The following is a 17,061-nucleotide window of genomic DNA, read 5'->3' as shown; positions in this document are numbered from 1 at the left end:
AGTGTCCGCCGCTAGCCTCTCTGACGTGCCAGCCACCATCAGCGACCCCGAGCAGCTCAAAGAGCTCCTCGGTATCCCGTTCACCCCGGAGCAGACGGCCTGCATCGTCGCGCCGCCCGCTCCCCAGGTGATCGTGGCAGGAGCGGGGTCGGGCAAGACGACGGTGATGGCGGCACGCGTGGTGTGGCTTGTCGGCACCGGCCAGGTCGCCCCCGAACAGGTGCTCGGCCTCACCTTCACCAACAAGGCCGCCGGTGAACTCGCCGAGCGCGTCCGCAAGGCACTCGTCAGGGCGGGTGTCACCGACCCGGACGTCATCGACCCCGACAACCCGCCCGGCGAACCGGTCATCTCGACCTATCACGCCTTCGCGGGCCGTCTGCTGAAGGACCACGGTCTGCGCCTCGGCCTCGAACCGACGGCCCGTCTCCTCGCCGACGCGACCCGCTTCCAGCTGGCCGCGCGCGTACTGCGCGAAGCCCCCGGCCCCTACCCCGCGCTCACACGCTCCTTCCCGGACCTCGTCAGCGACCTCCTGACCCTCGACGCCGAACTCGCCGAACACCTCGTGCGCCCCGAGGACCTGCGCGCGTACGACGCCGAGCTGCTGCGCACCCTCGAGGGCGCCAAACTCACCAACGCGGACCTGCGCAAGGTCCCCGAGACGGCCGCCGCCCGCCGCGAGCTCGCCGAACTGGTGACCCGCTACCGGGCCGCCAAGCGCGAGCGCGACCTCCTCGACTTCGGCGACCAGATCGCCCTGTCCGCCGCGCTCGCCCGTGTCCCCGAAGTGGGCCGCCTTCTGCGCGAGGAGTTCCGGGTGGTGCTCCTCGACGAGTACCAGGACACCTCGGTGGCACAACGCGTCCTCCTGGCAGGCCTGTTCGGTGGCGGCACCGGCCACCCGGTGACCGCGGTCGGTGACCCCTGTCAGGCGATCTACGGCTGGCGCGGCGCTTCCGTCGCCAACCTCGACGACTTCCCCGAGCACTTCGCCCACACCGACGGCGGCTCGGCGGCCCGCCAGTCGCTCAGTGAGAACCGCCGCAGCGGAGGCCGCCTCCTCGACCTCGCCAACGGCCTCGCGGAGCCCCTGCGCGCCATGCACGCGGGCGTGGAGGCACTCCGCCCCGCACCCGGCGCCGAGCGCGACGGCCAGGTGCGCTGCGCGCTGCTGCGCACCCACGCCGAGGAGATCGGCTGGCTCGCCGACTCCATCGCCCACCTCGTACGCACCGGCAACGCACCCGGCGAGATCGCCGTCCTGTGCCGCACCGCCACCGACTTCGCCGAGATCCAGGGCGCGCTCGTCGCACGGGACATCCCCGTCGAGGTCGTCGGGCTCTCCGGGCTGCTGCACCTGCCCGAGGTCGCCGACCTGGTGTCCGTCTGCGAGGTCCTCCAGGACCCGGGGGCCAACGCCTCCCTGGTGCGGCTGCTGACCGGCCCGCGCTGGCGCATCGGCCCGCGCGACCTCGCCCTCCTCGGCCGCCGGGCCCGCCTTCTCGTGTCCCACGCGCGCGTGGGCGACGCCGACGACCCGGACCGCCGGCTCGCCGAGGCGGTCGAGGGGGTCGATCCCGCCGAGGTGATATCGCTCGCGGACGCCCTCGACACCTTCCTGGAGACATCGCTGAGGGGCGAGGGCGACGACGACGGGCTGCCCTTCTCGCCGGACGCGCGCGTGCGCTTCGCCAGGCTCGCCACCGAACTGCGCGACCTGCGCCGCTCCCTCGCCGACCCGCTGATGGACGTACTGCACCGCGTGCTCGCCGTCACCGGTCTGGAGGTGGAACTTTCGGCGTCCCCGCACGCCCTGGCGGCCCGCCGCCGCGAGACCCTCTCCAACTTCCTCGACATCGCCGCCTCGTTCGCCGCCAACGAGAGCGAGGCCGGCCTGCTCGCCTTCCTCGGCTTCCTGCGCACGGCCGCGCAGTACGAGAAGGGCCTCGACAACGCCCTTCCCGGCGGCGAGAACACCGTCAAGGTGCTCACCGCCCACAAGTCCAAGGGCCTGGAGTGGGACGTCGTGGCCGTCCCCGGTCTGGTCACCGGCACATTCCCCAGCGCCCAGGGCCGCGAGAAATGGACCTCACAGGCGAAGGTCCTGCCGCACGAGCTGCGCGGCGACACCGACACGCTGCCCGACATCGAGGCCTGGGACTCCCGGGGAATGAAGGCCTTCCAGGAAGCGATGAAGGACCATCAGCACACCGAGGAACTCCGCCTCGGCTATGTCACCTTCACCCGCCCCCGCTCCCTTCTGCTCGGCTCCGGCCACTGGTGGGGCCCCTCCCAGAAGAAGCCACGCGGCCCCTCCGACTTCCTGCAAGCCCTCCACGACCACTGCACGGCCGGACACGGCGAGATCGAGGTCTGGGCGGACGAACCGGAGGAGGGCGAGGAGAATCCCGCCCTGCACGCGTCCACCGCCGACCAGCTGTGGCCCCTGCCTTTGGACGACACCGCGTTCCGCCGCCGCCGGGCCGCCGCCGAGACGGTCCTCGCCCACCTGGAGACCCTCGCCTCCCACGAGGACGGCCACCCCACCGCCACTCACGACCCCGACGCGTACGACGACCCGGACTGGCCCCCTCCGCCGGACGACGAGCCTCCGTACGAGGGCGACGAACCCCTCGACGACGGTCCTGTGGACCACGACGACGCTTCCCCCGCGGAGGACGACGCCGACTGGGACGCCTGGACCACAGACCGTCCCGAACCGCCCGCGCAGACCCCACCCCGCGCGCGGGCGCACCGCACCGGACACGGCCACGACCGCCCGGCCACCGTGCCCCACGCCCGCAGACACCCCGCCGAGGCGGATCTCACGCCGGAGGAGGCCCGTTCCGTCGCCTCCTGGGACCGCGACCTCGACGCGCTCACCGGGGAACTCCTGCGCGCGCGGCAGACCGTCACCGATGTCCCCCTGCCACCGACACTGACCGCGTCCCAGCTGATGCTCCTGGCCGCCGACCCGGACGCCCTCGCGCAGGAACTCGCCCGCCCCATGCCACGCCCACCGCAGCCCGCCGCCCGCCGGGGCACCCGCTTCCACGCCTGGGTCGAGGCCCGCTTCGAGGAACTCCGGCTCCCGATGCTGGAGCCCGACGAACTGCCCGGCAGCGACGCCGAGATCGCCGACGAACGCGACCTGGAAACCCTCAAGGACGCCTTCGAACACACCGCGTACGCACACCGCACGCCCTACCGGGTCGAAGCCCCCTTCCAGCTCGACATCGCGGGACGCGTCGTACGCGGCCGGATCGACGCCGTCTACAAAGAAGGCGACGGCGAGGAAACGACGTACGAGATCCTCGACTGGAAGACCCACCGCGCCCGCACCGCGGACCCGCTCCAGCTCGCGATCTACCGGCTTGCCTGGGCCGAGCAGCAGGGCGTGCCACTGGCGGCCGTCAAAGCCGCCTTCCTGTACGTGCGCAGCGGCGAGACCGTCCGGCCGGACGGTCTCCCGGACCGGGCCGCGCTGGAACGGCTGCTCCTGGAGGAGCCTGCCGTGTTCGAAGTACCGGACGAGGATGTCAGTGCGGGCCGATAAGCTCATGACCATGAGCCAGGCCCCGGACAACGCCGTCCGTAAGTACATCGAACAGCACCGCGCCGCCTTCCTCGACGACCTCGCCGAGTGGCTGCGCATCCCCTCCGTGTCGGCCCAGCCCGACCACGCAGCCGATGTACGCCGCAGCGCCGACTGGCTCGCCGCCAAACTCCGGGAAACCGGCTTCCCCACCGTCGAGGTCTGGGCGACACCGGGCGCCCCGGCGGTCTTCGCGGAGTGGCCCGCCGACGATCCCGCCGCTCCCACCGTCCTCGTCTACGGACATCACGACGTGCAGCCCGCGGCCCGCGAGGACGGCTGGGACACCGACCCCTTCGAACCGGTCGTCCGGGGAAACCGTCTCCACGCGCGCGGGGCCGCCGACGACAAAGGCCAGGTGTTCTTCCACACACTCGGCGTCCGCGCCCACCTCGCCACCACCGGCCGCACCGCACCCGCCGTCCATCTGAAAATGCTCGTCGAGGGCGAGGAGGAGTCCGGTTCCATCCACTTCCGGTCCCTCGTCGAGGAGCACGTCGACCGGCTCGCCGCCGACGCGGTGATCGTCTCCGACACCGGCATGTGGGCCGAGGACACCCCCACGGTGTGCACCGGCATGCGCGGCCTCGCCGAGTGCGAGATCCAGTTCCACGGCCCCGACCAGGACATCCACTCCGGCTCCTTCGGCGGCGCCGTCCCCAACCCGGCGACCGCCGTCGCCCGCCTCGTCGCCGCACTGCACGACGAGCACGCGCGGGTGACGATCCCCGGCTTCTACGACGGCGTCACCGCACTCACCGACCGAGAGCGCGAACTCCTCGCCGAACTCCCCTTCGACGAGGAGCAGTGGCTGCGCACCGCCAAGTCATATGCCACCCACGGCGAAACCGGACACACCACCCTGGAGCGCGTCTGGACGCGCCCCACCGCAGAGGTCAACGGCATCGGCGGCGGCTACCAGGGCCCCGGCAGCAAGACGATCGTCCCGGCCTCGGCCATGGTGAAACTCTCCTTCCGGCTCGTCGCCGGACAGGACCCCGACCACATCGAGAAGATCGTCCGCGACTGGACCGCGCCCCGCGTTCCCCCGGGATCCGGTACGAGATCACCTTCGCGGCGGCCACGCGCCCGTGCCTGACCCCGCTGGATCATCCCGCCCTGCAGTCCGTCGTCCGTGCCATGAGCCGCGCCTTCGACAAGCCCGTCCGCTACACGCGTGAGGGCGGCAGCGGCCCGGCCGCCGACCTCCAGGACGTCCTCGGTGCCCCGGTGCTCTTCCTGGGCATCTCCGTCCCCTCCGACGGCTGGCACGCCCCCAACGAGAAGGTGGAGATCGACCTGCTCCTCAAAGGCGTCGAGACCACCGCCTACCTGTGGGGCGACCTGGCAGGGAGCTGGCGAGATGAGTCCTGACGACCCTGGGCGACCCGGACCGGCAGCCGCCCCGGGGCACACTGGAAGCACCGCCCCACACCCGCTTGAAGTCACCCGAAACCCGCCGTCCCCCACCAGTCCCCACCCACGTCCCGCTGAACCGCCCGCAGAAATATCCGTTCCACCGGGGGAGTTGGAAGCACCTGTGACCACCTGGACCGACCGCGCCGCCGACCGTCCCATCTCGCTCACCGCCCCCAGCGGCATCGACCGGTCCGCGCACCACCGGCTCGACGAGGCATGGCTCGCCGCAGCATGGAGCCACCCCACAACCCGCTGCTTCGTGGTGTCCGGCGGCCAGGTCCTCATCGACGAGACGCCCGACGGGCGTACCGAACTCGTCATGACCCCCTCCTTCGAGGCCCCCCTGACCGAGGCGCACCGCTACTTCCTCGGCAATGACGACGAAGGCACCAGCTACTTCGCCCTTCAGAAGGACGCCCTGCCCGGCCGTATGGACCAGTCCGCGCGCTCTGCTGGCCTGCGCGAGGCCGGCCTGCTCCTGTCGCCCCGCGACGCGGGTCTGATGGTGCACGCCGTCGCCCTGGAGAACTGGCAGCGACTGCACCGCTTCTGCTCTCGCTGCGGCGAGCGCACCGTCATCGCCGCCGCCGGCCATATCCGCCGCTGCCAGGCCTGCGGCGCGGAGCACTACCCGCGCACCGACCCTGCCGTGATCATGGCCGTCACCGACGAGGAGGACCGCATCCTCCTGGGCCGCCAGGTCCACTGGCCCGAGGGCCGCTTCTCGACGCTCGCCGGTTTCGTCGAGCCGGGCGAGTCCATCGAACAGTCGGTCCGCCGCGAGGTGTTCGAGGAGGCCGGAATCATGGTCGGCCAGGTCGAGTACGTCGCCAGCCAGCCCTGGCCGTTCCCGTCCAGCCTCATGCTCGGCTTCATGGCCCGTGCCGTGTCCACCGACATCGAGGTCGACGGGGACGAGATCCACGAGGCCCGCTGGTTCTCCCGGGAGGACCTGCGCGCAGGGTTCGAATCCGGCGAGGTCCTCCCGCCGTACGGCATCTCGATCGCGGCCCGCCTGATCGAACTCTGGTACGGCAAGCCGCTGCCGAAGCCGGGCAGCGCGCTCTGACACCCGAGGCCGGCCCCTGAACCGGTCGCGTGGACGGGCCGGACACGCCAAGACCCCCGCACACGGCCGCCGGGCCGGTCGGGGGTCAGGGACACAGGGGTCAGGCGCCGAGAGCCTGCTTCACCTGCGCGAGGCTCGGGTTCGTCATCACGACCTCCGGGCCGTCGTTGGAGGGAACCACCAGCACCGTCGGAACCGTCTGGTTGCCACCGTTCGCCTTCTCCACGAACGCTGCGGAGTCCGGGTCGTGCTCGATGTTGATCTCGTTGTACGCGATGCCCTCGCGGTCCATCTGGCTCTTCAGCCGACGGCAGTATCCGCACCACGTGGTGCTGTACATCGTCACAGTGCCCGGCATGTCTCTCGCTCTCCTCAGCAGTTCGGGGGACGGGTGCTCGCTGAGGGGGAACGTACGGCACCCGGCCACCATTCCCGCCGCCGGTGTCCGAGGGGACGCCTGCCTTATTAGTACGACTGCAAGGGGGTGCCTGTGGACAACCGGCTCACCCGTCTCCGGCGACCTGGCAGCATGGCCGTGTGACAGCAGCAACGCACTCCACCCTCTTCCCGCAGGTTCCGGACTCGGCCGACGCGGTGCTCGACGGACTCGATCCCGAGCAGCGCGAAGTGGCCACGGCCCTGCACGGTCCGGTGTGCGTGCTGGCAGGTGCCGGCACGGGAAAGACACGGGCGATCACCCACCGCATCGCCTACGGCGTACGCGCGGGAATCCTCCAGCCTTCCAGCGTGCTCGCCGTCACCTTCACCAACCGCGCGGCCGGTGAGATGCGCGGGCGACTGCGCCAGCTCGGCGCCGGCGGAGTCCAGGCGCGCACCTTCCACTCGGCGGCGCTGCGCCAGCTTCAATACTTCTGGCCGAAGGCCGTCGGCGGCTCCATGCCCCGCCTCGTCGACCGCAAGATCCAGCTCGTCGCCGATGCCGCCGCGGCCTGCCGCATCCGCCTCGACCGGGGCGAACTGCGGGACGCCACCGCCGAGATCGAATGGTCCAAGGTCACCCAGACCGTCCCCGCCGACTACGTGCCCGCAGTCACAAAGTCCGGTCGCGTCGCGCCCCGCGACCCCGCCGAGATCGCCCAGCTCTACGCCGCCTACGAGGACCTCAAACGGGATCGCTCCCTGATCGACTTCGAGGACGTCCTGCTGCTCACCGTCGCGGTGCTCCAGGACCGGCGCGACATCGCCGAACAGGTCCGTTCCCAGTACCAGCACTTCGTGGTCGACGAGTACCAGGACGTCAGCCCGCTCCAGCAGCGGCTGCTGGAGCTGTGGCTCGGGGAGCGAGACAACCTGTGCGTGGTCGGTGACGCCAGCCAGACGATCTATTCGTTCACAGGAGCAACTCCTGACCATCTGCTCGACTTCCGCACCCGCCACCCCGGTGCCACCGTCGTCAAGCTGGTCCGCGACTACCGCTCCACCCCTCAGGTCGTCCACCTCGCCAACGGTTTGCTCGCCCAGGCCCGGGGCCGCGCCGCGGAACACCGGCTGGAACTGATCTCCCAGCGCGGCCCCGGACCCGAACCCGGCTACACCGAGTACGCCGACGAACCCGCGGAGGCCGAGGGCGCCGCCCGCCGCATCAGGGACCTCGTCGCCGCCGGGGTGCCGGCCGGCGAGATCGCCATCCTGTTCCGGACGAACGCCCAGTCCGAGACATACGAACAGGCTCTCGCCGACGCCGGAGTCCCCTACCAGCTGCGCGGCGCCGAAAGGTTCTTCGACCGGCCCGAGGTGCGCAAGGCCATCAGCGCGCTGCGCGCCGCCGCCCGCTTCGGAGGCAACGACTCCCTCCTGGACGACGTCGTCGACCTGCCCTCCCAGGTGCGTGCCGTGCTGTCGGGAGAGGGCTGGACCAGTACGCCGCCCGCGGGCTCCGGGGCCGTCCGGGAACGCTGGGAGTCGCTGGCCGCGCTGGTGAACCTCGCGCAGGACTTCACCGTTGCGAAACCGGGCACCACGCTCGCCGACCTCGTCGCCGAACTCGACGAGCGGGCGAACACTCAGCACGCCCCGACCGTGCAGGGCGTCACCCTTGCCTCCCTCCACTCGGCCAAGGGTCTGGAATGGGAGGTCGTCTTCCTGGTCGGAGTCGCCGAGGGGATGATGCCGATCAGCTACGCGAAGACCGATGAACAGATCGAGGAGGAACGTCGCCTCCTGTATGTCGGAGTGACCCGCGCGCGAGAACGCCTCCACGTCTCCTGGTCCCTCTCCCGCGCGCCCGGGGGCCGGCCGAACCGCCGCCCCAGCCGCTTCCTCGACGGCCTGCGTCCAGGCTCCGTCAGCACCGCCATCCGGGCGGGCACGGCCGGTCCTGGTGGCATCGAGCGCGGCTTCGGAGGCAGCCCCGGAGCCGCCCCGCGCCGAACCCAGAGGACCCCAGCCCGCTGCCGGGTCTGCGGGCGCACACTGACCGACGCCGGCGAGATGAAGCTGATGCGCTGCGACGAGTGCCCCTCCGACATGGATGAGGGCCTCTACGAGCGCCTGCGCGAGTGGCGAGCGGTCCAGGCCGCGCGCAGCGGGCAGCCGGCCTTCTGCGTCTTCACCGACAGGACCCTGATGGCGATCGCGGAGACCGTCCCGGACGAAGAAGGGGACCTGGCCCGTATCCCCGGCGTCGGAGTGCGCAAGCTCAACCGGTACGGAGCCGACGTTCTGGCCATCTGCGCAGGTCAGGTAGTCGACGGGGAGAGCGGCAGCGGCTGATTCAAACTCGTCGGAAAAATAGTTTGCGCATGCCCCGGCAATCCCCATAGGTTCTTAGCCACGGGAACAGAGTCTTCTCAGAAGGTCTGGCCCTGTGCTGTACTTCATAGTCGTATATCCGTTGGACCGGTTCGCACCGGTCCCCTCAAGACGCCGAGAGGAGGCGAGTCCAGTGATCAGCATCAACACCAGCTCTGTCAGCGCGGTCAAAATGACCGATCTCTCGACCGTCTCCCTGTGCATGCTCGGCGTCTCGAACCTGGGCACCGGTCTGTCCGGCATTCCTGCCGTCCGGCCGGCCTCCCCCGTGTCTCTCGCGACTCTCCCTGTCCGCGAGCGCAATGAGCGACCGAGTAAGGCACTGGAAGCAGGAGCAGTAGAGGCACAGGCCCCGGCCTATGCCTTTGCGGCCGGTGCCGGATCCCTCAAGCAGACGACGCAGCACCACACGATGTGGGCCTTCCGTGGGCCAGAACCCTGGAGTGATCCAGCCTGATTGATCAGGCCGGCGCCTTCAGGGCCGCGGAACCCCATCCGGGATCCGCGGCCCTTCTGTTTTCCCCGAACGGGGACGACGGAGTGAAGGGGCCTCGGGACAAGAGAAAACCCGCCGGTACCAGCCGCACCCGGCCCAACAGGGCCGGAACGACCAGACGAGGAAAACAACCCGTGCAACTCGAAGCGCACGCCCCGTCAGTACCGCCTTCCGAAACGATCCCCCCGCCCGGCCTCACGGAGGACTGCACCTTGATCCCGCTCACTGCGCTCACCGCGCTCGACGACGCCATCGAGAACCTCGGCGTACCCGTCCCCTGCCGTTCCTACGACCCGGAGGTCTTCTTCGCCGAGTCGCCGGCCGATGTCGAGTACGCCAAGTCCCTCTGCCGCACCTGCCCGCTGATGGAGGCCTGCCTCGCCGGCGCCAAGGAGCGGCGTGAGCCCTGGGGCGTCTGGGGTGGCGAACTGTTCGTCCAGGGTGTCGTTGTGGCCCGCAAGCGGCCCCGTGGCCGTCCGCGCAAGAACCCGGTCTCAGCATGAACATCGTAGGAACAATCGATCGCCCCTTCACGCACGACCCCGAGAAGCAGGTCCCGATGACGCCGTCCGCCAGCGAGCCCGTCGGCTCCGCGACCGAAGACTTCACCACCACCGGTGCGAACGACTCGCGCCAGAACAGGACCCGAGAGATGCAACTCATCCCAGAAGCCCTGGCTCGTGCGCATATGCACGACCGCCTTCAGGAGGCCGAGCGGGAACGCCGCGCGCACCGCGTGGTGACCGCCCGTCGGCTCCAGCGCCGAGCCGAGCGCGCCTCGCTGCGTGCCCGCCGTGCGCTCGCCATGGCGGTCATGCAGTAACGATCACGGCAACTCGGCAGTAACAGCAGTCGCTTCCCGCGGGGGCCGGTCCGAACGGACCGGCCCCCGCAGTGCGTTGCGCCGGCCCGGCCGCCGGCCACGGCTTGGTGTGACGCCGGTTCACGCCTCGGCAGCCGTGGCCTCCTCCTCGGCCTCCGGCAGGAATCCCGGCAGCCACTCCTCCAGCTCCGCGCGCATGCGGACCGTCGCCCCCAGTTGGCACAGGACACCGATGGTGCTCAAGGTCACCCGGTGTATCAGGAGGTACGAGGGGGGCAGGTTCAGGCGCTTGCCCAGTTGATGCGCCGGGGAGCGTGGATCGGCTATACGGGCCGCCTGGCTGCGCATCCAGCCGCGGGTGAAGGTGAACTCGTCCGCCTCGGCCGGTTCGATGATCGGCAGAAGGTAGTCGAGTACCGACTCGGGGTCCAGGTCGATCGAGTCCTTGACGAAGCCTTCCGCGCAGAGAGCCTCGTAGACCGCCTCGGCCTCGCCGTCCAGGGTCAGACGCAGTGAGCGGCCGATCGTCGGAGGCAGTCCGCCCGGGAGACGGTCGACCGTACCGAAGTCCAGCACGCCCAGGCGCCAGTCGTCCTTGCCGGTGGGGCCGCCGGGCAGCAGGCGGAAGTTGCCGGGGTGGGGGTCGGCGTGCAGGAGGCCGGTGCGGGCAGGGCCCGAGAAGAGGAACCGGGCCAGCAGCTGGCCCGCGCGGTCGCGTTGCTCCTGCGTTCCGGCGTTGATCACCTCCGACAACGGTATGCCGTCGATCCACTCCGTCACCAGGATCTGCTCACACTGGTGGACGACGGCCGGTACCACGACGTCCGGATCGTCCGTGAACTCCGCCGCGTGGGCCTGCTGGGCCTGAGCCTCAAGGCCGTAGTCGAGCTCTTCCGAGACACGGTCCCGGAGTTCGGTGATGAGCGGTTTGATGTCCATTCCGGGGATGAGAGGCCCCAACAGGCGGGCGAAGCGGCTCAGCTGGGTCAGGTCCGAGAGCAGTGCCTCGCCGGCGCCCGGATACTGCACCTTGACCGCGACCTCGCGTCCGTCGTGCCAAAGCCCCCGGTGCACCTGGCCGATCGAGGCGGCGGCGGACGGCTTGTCCTCGAACTCCAGGAACAGGTCCTGCCAGTCCGCGCCGAGCCGAGCCTCCAGCACCGAGTGCACCGTGCGGGTCGGCATCGGAGGGGCCGCTTCCTGGAGCTTCGTCAGCGCCGCGCGGTAGGGGCCCGCGACCTCCTCGGGCAGAGCCGACTCGAAGACGGACAGTGCCTGCCCGAACTTCATCGCACCACCCTTGAGCTCGCCGAGCACTTTGAACAGCTGTTCCGCCGTGCGCTGTTGGAGTTCGCGGCCGACGATGTCCGCCGACTCGCCGACGATCCGTTTGCCGAGTCCCCAGGTGGCCCGCCCGGCGATGCCGAGCGGGAGCGCGGCGAGCTTGGCGGTACGGGTGACCGCCTTCCGGGGAAGATCAGACATGAGCCCTCCAGGTTCCGGACAGCCGCGCCGTGTGTGCCTTACGGCGTAACTCCGTCGACGGCCGTTGCTCCGCCATTGTCTCGCGCGATCCCCCGTCCTCCGGAGTGTGTTCCTCCTTACTCTTCTCCTCGGCACCGCACGGGCATGCGGGATGTGCCCAGACGGGGCGGGCGTGCCAGTCGAGCCCGGGTACCGAGACCTCCCAGCGGGCGCCCGTGGTGGACGGGGTTCCGCCGTCCAGGAAGGTGAGCGCGTGGCTCGCGGTCAGCCCCGCGACCGTCGTCGCCAGGGTCAGGTCACAGGCCCTGACCTGGCGTGGCCGCGCCGAACGCCACTGCGCCACCAGACGTGGCCAGACGGGGTCCCGGTCGACGCGCCACCGTTCCAGACAGCCGACGCAGGCCGTCTCGCCCGGCAGGACCAGAGGGCCCACGATGCCGGTTCCTTCCACGACGCCCGCGTACAGATGGGGTGTGCCCGAGTTCACCAGTTCTTCGGCGGCGGCCGGATCGGGGGCGTGCACGGCGAGATCGTCGCGTGGGGCGATGATCACCAGGGAGAGACCGGGGCCGCTTCCGTCCGGCGGCGGCTGAGCCGCCGTACGCCGTGGTGGGCGGTCCGGGGCCGCCCGCCGGGCAGCGCGCCGCGCGGACTCGTCACGGCGTTCGCCGATGGAGTCGACGGGCAGGCCACCGGGTGCGACGTCCCACGGCTCGACAACGCCGCCGTCGCGCACATCGACGTGACCCACGCCCGCGCCCGCCAGCAGCGAGGCGATCACCGCGCCCACCCGGCCCGCGCCCCGGACCTGTACGCGCAGCGACCGTCGAGCGGCCAGCCGCGCCATCGCCTCGCCCGGAGCCCGTGCGACCAAAGAGAGGGAGGCCAGATCGGGGCCCAGCCGCTCCAGGACCTTCTTCTTGCCGCGCAGCGTCTCGACGGCCGGACCGCCGCCTGTCGCGTCGTCGAGGAGACCGGCCTCGCTCAGCCGTTCCACCAGGCCGTCGACATGGGCGGCCGGCAGGTCCATGCGGTGCCCTTCCTCATGGAGGCGCGGGAGTCCGCGAGTGCCGTCGAGCAGGCTCAGGAAACTGCCCGTCGCCGTGTCCATCGGGCCGAGTGTCATCGCATGGGCGGGTGTCATCCCGAACTGCACGGTGTTCAGATCTCGCCAGCCGCTGCGCAGCGCGCCCTTCATCACCGGGTGAGCGACACCCGGGTGGGCCTCACCCGAGTGGGTTGTCGTCGGCGGAGCGACCGCTGTGTCCGATGCGGGCGCGGGTGTGGTGGTTGATCGCATGGCAGGCCCCCGTAGCCAGAGAAAATTCCCGTTGTAAGTCCTTGTTTGTCGGTGGATGTCAGTGCTCGTTCCGCCGACGGGTGTCAGCATGACCGGTTTGCTCATCGGGCGTCGAAAGTTGTCCACAGGCGGTGGGTATTCGTCGTACAAATCAAACGCATGGTGGGGATCGCCGCCGAACCGCGCCGGAGTCAAGACTTCCTCCATGCACAGCGGGTAACGTCGTGCCGTGCCCGCCGACCCACTGCACCGCGCCAAAAACCCACAGCGCAGCACGACGAGCCAGCCGCCGAGCGGCTCGGGGGCGAGCGCGATCGAGGTTCGCAGGAGTGACCGGCGACGCCGGACAGTCTCCGCCTACCGCGAGGGCGATCGCACCGTCGTGCTCATCCCCGCCCGGATGTCCGAGGCCGAGGAGCAGCGCTGGGTGACCGTCATGCTCGACAAACTGGCCGCCCAGGAGAGCAAGACGAAACGGGTGCCCGGCGACAGCGAGCTGGCCGAGCACGCCGAGCGGCTGTCGGCCCAGTACTTCGACGGCCGCGCCCGGCCCGCCTCCGTGCGCTGGGTCACCAACCAGAACACCCGCTGGGGCTCGTGCACCCCGGCGGAGGCCAGCATCCGCCTCTCGCACCGGTTGCAGGGCATGCCCGAGTACGTCGTCGACTACGTCCTCCTCCATGAGCTGGCGCATCTGCTGGTGCCCGGGCACGGGCCCCGTTTCTGGCGGCTCCTGGACGCGTATCCACGGACCGAACGGGCCCGCGGCTACCTCGAAGGAGTCGTCGCCGCCGACCGGCAGCCGCAATCGCCCCCCGCGCGCGGGGACTGACCTCCGGGCGGCAGGCATGCGGCGGTCGCGCAGCGTTGTGTACCGGGTTTGTACCGGCTCTGACCACGTCCGGAATTAGCCGTTAGCCTGACCCGACGCATCAGGCATTCGGGATGGGGGACGGTCGTTACGCATGGCCAGGGAATTCCAACGCGGTCACAAGGCCAGGATCAGTGATCTCACGGCGGGTACGGATCTGTACGTAGGCGTACAGATCTCCGGACCGGGGCTCACCTTCGACATCAGCTGCTTCGGCCTCGACGCCGACGAGCGGCTCTCGGACGACCGGTACTTCATCTTCTTCAACCAGCCGAAGTCCCCCGAGGAGTCCATCCAGATCCTGGGCGCTCAGGCGGGCGACACGGAGTCCTTCCGCGTCACGCTCGACCGGATCCCGCCGCAGATCCAGAAACTGTCGTTCACAGCAACACTCGACGGCGCGGGGCAGATGTCGCAGATCGCCCCCGGGTACATCCGCGTCGTCGCCGGCGGCGAGGAGGTGGCCCGCTACTCCTTCAACGGTTCGGAGTTCTCCACGGAGCGAGCCGTGATGCTGGGCGACTTCTATCTGAAGGACGTGTGGCGGTTCGCCGCCGTCGGACAGGGCTTCGACGGTGGCCTCGACGCGCTGCTGAAGAACTTCGGCGGAGAGGTCGCCGAGGAGGAGGAGCCCGCCGCGCAGCAGCCCCAGACCGGTGCCGCTCCCGGCTTCGCGCCGCCCGCGTTCGGCGCTCCGGCGCCGGCCGCTCCGCAGCCCGCCGCTCAGGGTTTCGCGCCTCCGCCCGGAGCCCCCGCGCCGCCGGCTCCGGCGCCCGCGCCGTCGATGCACGCGGCCCCCACCATCGTCGCGCCCCTGACACCGCCCGGCGGTGCCCAGGTACCGCCTCCGGCTCCGGCGCCCGCGCCCTATGGACAACCGGCGGCCCCGCAGGCTCCGTACGGACAGGTACCTGGCCAGCCAGGGTCGCTGCCGCCCGGCTACGGTCAGCCGCAGGCGCCCCAGGCCCCGCCCGGCCCGCCCGGATACGGGCAGCCGACCCCGCCCCCGGGATACGGGCAGCAGCCCCCGTTCGGGCAGGTCCCCGGCCAGCAGGCCCCCTACGGGGTGCCGCAGGGTGCACCCCAGGGCGGTGGGCAGGGTGCCGGTGTGACGGCCGCGCTCCAGCAGTTCAAGGAGACGCCGACCGGGCAGCGCTGGACACAGCAGAACAAGAAGCTGATCCGCGTCGACCTGGGTATGGGCGGTCAGCCCGTGCTGGCCCGACAGGGCAGCATGGTGCTCTACCAGGGCAAGGTCGACTTCAGCTACAAGGGCGCCGGATTCGCCGGCCGGGTCGTGGGCAACGCGACCGGTCAGGAGATGCAGCTGATGCGCTGTACCGGCCAGGGCCAGGTGTTCCTCGCCGACAACGCCACGATGCTGCACCCCATCGAGCTCCAGGGGGACGGTATCTGCGTGTCCGCCGAGAACGTCCTCGCGTTCGACGAGAGCCTGCAGTACGAGGTCCGTCGCGTCGAGGGACACGGCATCCCCGGTGGTGCGCTGTTCACCATGCAGTTCACGGGTACCGGCACCATCGTCGTGAAGACGCACGGCGTCCCCGTCGTTCTGCCGGTCACGCCCACCACGTTCGCCGACTGCAACGCCGTGGTCGCCTGGTCGGCCGCCTCCCAGGTGGTCGTCTCCAGCCAGGTTCGGATGCGTCGCAACGCCTATCCCGGCGACACCGGAGAGGGTGTCAACCTCCAGTTCCGAGGCGCGCCCGGCAACTTCATCGTCGTCCAGCCGTACGAGATCTGAGGGAGCCCGCCATGAACCAGCCGCTCGCGGGCTACGCTCCCGCACCCGTCACCGCCCGCATGGAAAACCACGGCAACCACATGCTGAAGGTCGCCATGCAGACCGGAAACGACCTCCTCGCGCGCGTGGGGTCGATGGTCGCCTACGAAGGCTTCGTCCAGTACGAGCCCAACCCGCCGGCCGTGCGCCAGATCGCCAAGGACTGGATGACCGGCGAGGGCGCGCCCCTGATGAAGTGTTCGGGGGACGGTCTGCTCTATCTCGCGGACTACGGCGCGAACGTGATCGTGATCAACCTCAACGGCGATGGCATCTCCGTCAACGCCACCAACCTGCTCGCCTTCGACGCACACCTCACCTGGGGCGTCGAGCGGGTCAAGGGGCTGGCGAAGTTCGCCGGGCAGGGCCTGTGGAACACCAAGATCTCCGGGCAGGGCTGGGTCGCGCTGACCTCCCGGGGCAAGCCGATCGTCGTCGACTGCGGCGGCGGCGAGGACGAGACGTACGTCGACCCGGACGCGCTCGTCGCCTGGTCACCGAACCTCAAGGTGAAGGGCAAGCGCAGCTTCAAGGCGCAGTCACTCATCGGCCGCGGCAGTGGCGAGGCCTTCCAGATGGCCTTCTCCGGCCAGGGCATCGTCGTCGTCCAGCCCAGCGAGGACAGCACCGACCGCCTCCGGTTCCGGGGCTGAGGGGAAGCCAGAACGCCATGCAGAGCCCACTTTTCGCGCACAACGACTCGCAGACCCAGGAACGCTGGAGTCTGCAGAACAAGCAGATGCTCCGGATCACCCTGGAGGGCCACGACGACATCCTCGCCCGCAAGGGCACGATGGTCGCCTACCAGGGTCTGATGGAGTTCGACGCCGAGTACCAGAGCAGCAACCAGGGCCGCTCACGCGCGCACACGGGCGAGGGCCTGGACCTGATGCGCTGCCACGGGCAGGGCACGGTCTATCTCGCCAACCTCGCCCAGCACATCCACTTCGTGGACGTGGAACAGGACGGGCTGACCGTCGACAGCAGTTACGTGCTGGCGATGGATTCAGGGCTGCACCACGAGGTCATCGCCGTGGACAGCCTCTACGGCATCTCCGGTTCCGGGAAGTACCAGCTCAACATCACCGGCCGCGGCAGGGTCGCCCTGATGACCTCGGGCGCGCCGCTGATGATGCAGGTGACTCCGGACAAGTACGTCAACTGCGACGCCGACGCGATCGTCGCCTGGTCGACCGGCCTGCGTGTGCAGATGCAGGCCCAGACACACACCTCCGGTGTGTGGCGGCGCCGCGGCAACACCGGCGAGGGCTGGGAGCTCAGCTTCATGGGCAGCGGCTTCGCGCTGGTCCAGCCCAGCGAGTTGCTGCCGCCGCAGAACGCCCAGATCGGCCAGGGCGCCGCGGCCCAGTTCGGCATGGGACAGCACGGGGCCCGGGCGCAGAACCAGGGCAACGTCTGGAGCTAGC

Annotated in this window: 14 protein-coding genes and 1 pseudogene; 12 read left to right on the top strand and 3 right to left on the bottom strand. The window is 70.3% G+C overall.

All coding sequences use genetic code 11. The annotated features are described in order from the left end of the window. Positions 1-25: 25 nt before the first annotated feature. The 4 genes and pseudogenes from QA861_RS14700 (at position 26) to nudC (ending at position 6,086) form a co-directional block, all read left to right on the top strand. A complete protein-coding gene (locus QA861_RS14700; protein ID WP_334588771.1) occupies positions 26-3,559 on the top strand; it encodes an ATP-dependent helicase in 3,534 nt (1,177 codons plus the stop codon). Continuing rightward, positions 3,540-4,589 (top strand): annotated as a pseudogene (locus QA861_RS14695) (M20/M25/M40 family metallo-hydrolase); the annotation flags it as partial. The gene QA861_RS14700 and the pseudogene QA861_RS14695, both read left to right, overlap by 20 nt. Further along, a complete protein-coding gene (locus QA861_RS14690; RefSeq protein ID WP_334590556.1) occupies positions 4,472-4,972 on the top strand; it encodes a M20/M25/M40 family metallo-hydrolase in 501 nt (166 codons plus the stop codon). The pseudogene QA861_RS14695 and the gene QA861_RS14690, both read left to right, overlap by 118 nt. Positions 4,973-5,138: 166 nt before the next feature. Beyond that, positions 5,139-6,086, top strand: a complete 948-nt coding sequence (nudC, locus tag QA861_RS14685; protein WP_334588770.1) for an NAD(+) diphosphatase — start codon at positions 5,139-5,141, stop codon at positions 6,084-6,086. Between the two features lie 100 nt (positions 6,087-6,186). On the opposite strand, the gene QA861_RS14680 is transcribed toward nudC, so the two are convergent. After that, positions 6,187-6,444, bottom strand: a complete 258-nt coding sequence (locus QA861_RS14680; RefSeq protein WP_006383423.1) for a glutaredoxin domain-containing protein — start codon at positions 6,442-6,444, stop codon at positions 6,187-6,189. 179 nt (positions 6,445-6,623) lie between these two features. Between QA861_RS14680 and QA861_RS14675 the strand changes: the two genes are divergently transcribed. The 4 genes from QA861_RS14675 (at position 6,624) to QA861_RS14660 (ending at position 10,177) form a co-directional block, all read left to right on the top strand. Further along, positions 6,624-8,819, top strand: coding sequence for an ATP-dependent DNA helicase UvrD2 (locus tag QA861_RS14675; protein WP_334588769.1), 2,196 nt, complete (start codon positions 6,624-6,626; stop codon positions 8,817-8,819). A gap of 172 nt (positions 8,820-8,991) precedes the next feature. Beyond that, a complete protein-coding gene (locus QA861_RS14670) occupies positions 8,992-9,315 on the top strand; it encodes a hypothetical protein (protein ID WP_334588768.1) in 324 nt (107 codons plus the stop codon). A 173-nt stretch (positions 9,316-9,488) separates the two neighbouring features. Beyond that, positions 9,489-9,857, top strand: coding sequence for a WhiB family transcriptional regulator (locus QA861_RS14665; protein ID WP_334588767.1), 369 nt, complete (start codon positions 9,489-9,491; stop codon positions 9,855-9,857). Beyond that, positions 9,854-10,177: a putative WhiB-interacting protein gene (locus tag QA861_RS14660; RefSeq protein WP_334588766.1), complete on the top strand. Its 324-nt coding sequence runs from the start codon at positions 9,854-9,856 to the stop codon at positions 10,175-10,177. Before QA861_RS14665 ends, QA861_RS14660 begins: the two co-directional genes overlap by 4 nt. 120 nt (positions 10,178-10,297) lie before the next feature. Here the strand turns inward: QA861_RS14660 and QA861_RS14655 are convergent, their stop codons facing one another. Next, on the bottom strand, positions 10,298-11,662 hold the full coding sequence (locus tag QA861_RS14655) for an ABC1 kinase family protein (protein WP_334588765.1): 1,365 nt from the start codon (positions 11,660-11,662) through the stop codon (positions 10,298-10,300). Continuing rightward, positions 11,655-12,860, bottom strand: a complete 1,206-nt coding sequence (locus tag QA861_RS14650; protein WP_334590555.1) for a TOMM precursor leader peptide-binding protein — start codon at positions 12,858-12,860, stop codon at positions 11,655-11,657. The genes QA861_RS14655 and QA861_RS14650 overlap by 8 nt, the downstream gene beginning before the upstream one ends. Before the next feature lie 331 nt (positions 12,861-13,191). Between QA861_RS14650 and QA861_RS14645 the strand changes: the two genes are divergently transcribed. From QA861_RS14645 to QA861_RS14630, 4 genes are all read left to right on the top strand, one after another. Then, entirely contained in the window at positions 13,192-13,794 is a 603-nt protein-coding gene (locus QA861_RS14645) for a M48 metallopeptidase family protein (RefSeq protein WP_334588764.1), read from the top strand. Between the two features lie 133 nt (positions 13,795-13,927). After that, positions 13,928-15,595 carry a TerD family protein gene (locus tag QA861_RS14640; RefSeq protein ID WP_334588763.1) on the top strand — a complete coding sequence of 556 codons (1,668 nt, stop codon included), beginning with the start codon at positions 13,928-13,930 and terminating at the stop codon, positions 15,593-15,595. A gap of 11 nt (positions 15,596-15,606) precedes the next feature. Then, entirely contained in the window at positions 15,607-16,287 is a 681-nt protein-coding gene (locus tag QA861_RS14635; RefSeq protein ID WP_044473954.1) for an AIM24 family protein, read from the top strand. 17 nt (positions 16,288-16,304) lie between these two features. After that, positions 16,305-17,060 (top strand): AIM24 family protein, encoded by a 756-nt coding sequence (locus tag QA861_RS14630; protein WP_044473953.1) that lies wholly within the window; start codon positions 16,305-16,307, stop codon positions 17,058-17,060. Position 17,061: the final 1 nt, after the last annotated feature.

Source organism: Streptomyces sp. B21-083 (genome assembly GCF_036898825.1).
GTDB lineage: Bacteria > Actinomycetota > Actinomycetes > Streptomycetales > Streptomycetaceae > Streptomyces.
Note: the sequence above shows the minus strand (reverse complement) of the source record. Positions and strands in the feature narration are given on the sequence as shown.

Bases quoted from the DNA above. Each gene is read 5' to 3' on its own strand.
- QA861_RS14680 (WP_006383423.1), bottom strand. From the start codon at position 6,444: ATGCCGGGCACTGTGACGATGTACAGCACCACGTGGTGCGGATACTGC.
- QA861_RS14660 (WP_334588766.1), top strand. From the start codon at position 9,854: ATGAACATCGTAGGAACAATCGATCGCCCCTTCACGCACGACCCCGAG.
- QA861_RS14655 (WP_334588765.1), bottom strand. From the start codon at position 11,662: ATGTCTGATCTTCCCCGGAAGGCGGTCACCCGTACCGCCAAGCTCGCC.
- QA861_RS14650 (WP_334590555.1), bottom strand. From the start codon at position 12,860: ATGAAGGGCGCGCTGCGCAGCGGCTGGCGAGATCTGAACACCGTGCAG.
- QA861_RS14640 (WP_334588763.1), top strand. From the start codon at position 13,928: ATGGCCAGGGAATTCCAACGCGGTCACAAGGCCAGGATCAGTGATCTC.
- QA861_RS14635 (WP_044473954.1), top strand. From the start codon at position 15,607: ATGAACCAGCCGCTCGCGGGCTACGCTCCCGCACCCGTCACCGCCCGC.
- QA861_RS14630 (WP_044473953.1), top strand. From the start codon at position 16,305: ATGCAGAGCCCACTTTTCGCGCACAACGACTCGCAGACCCAGGAACGC.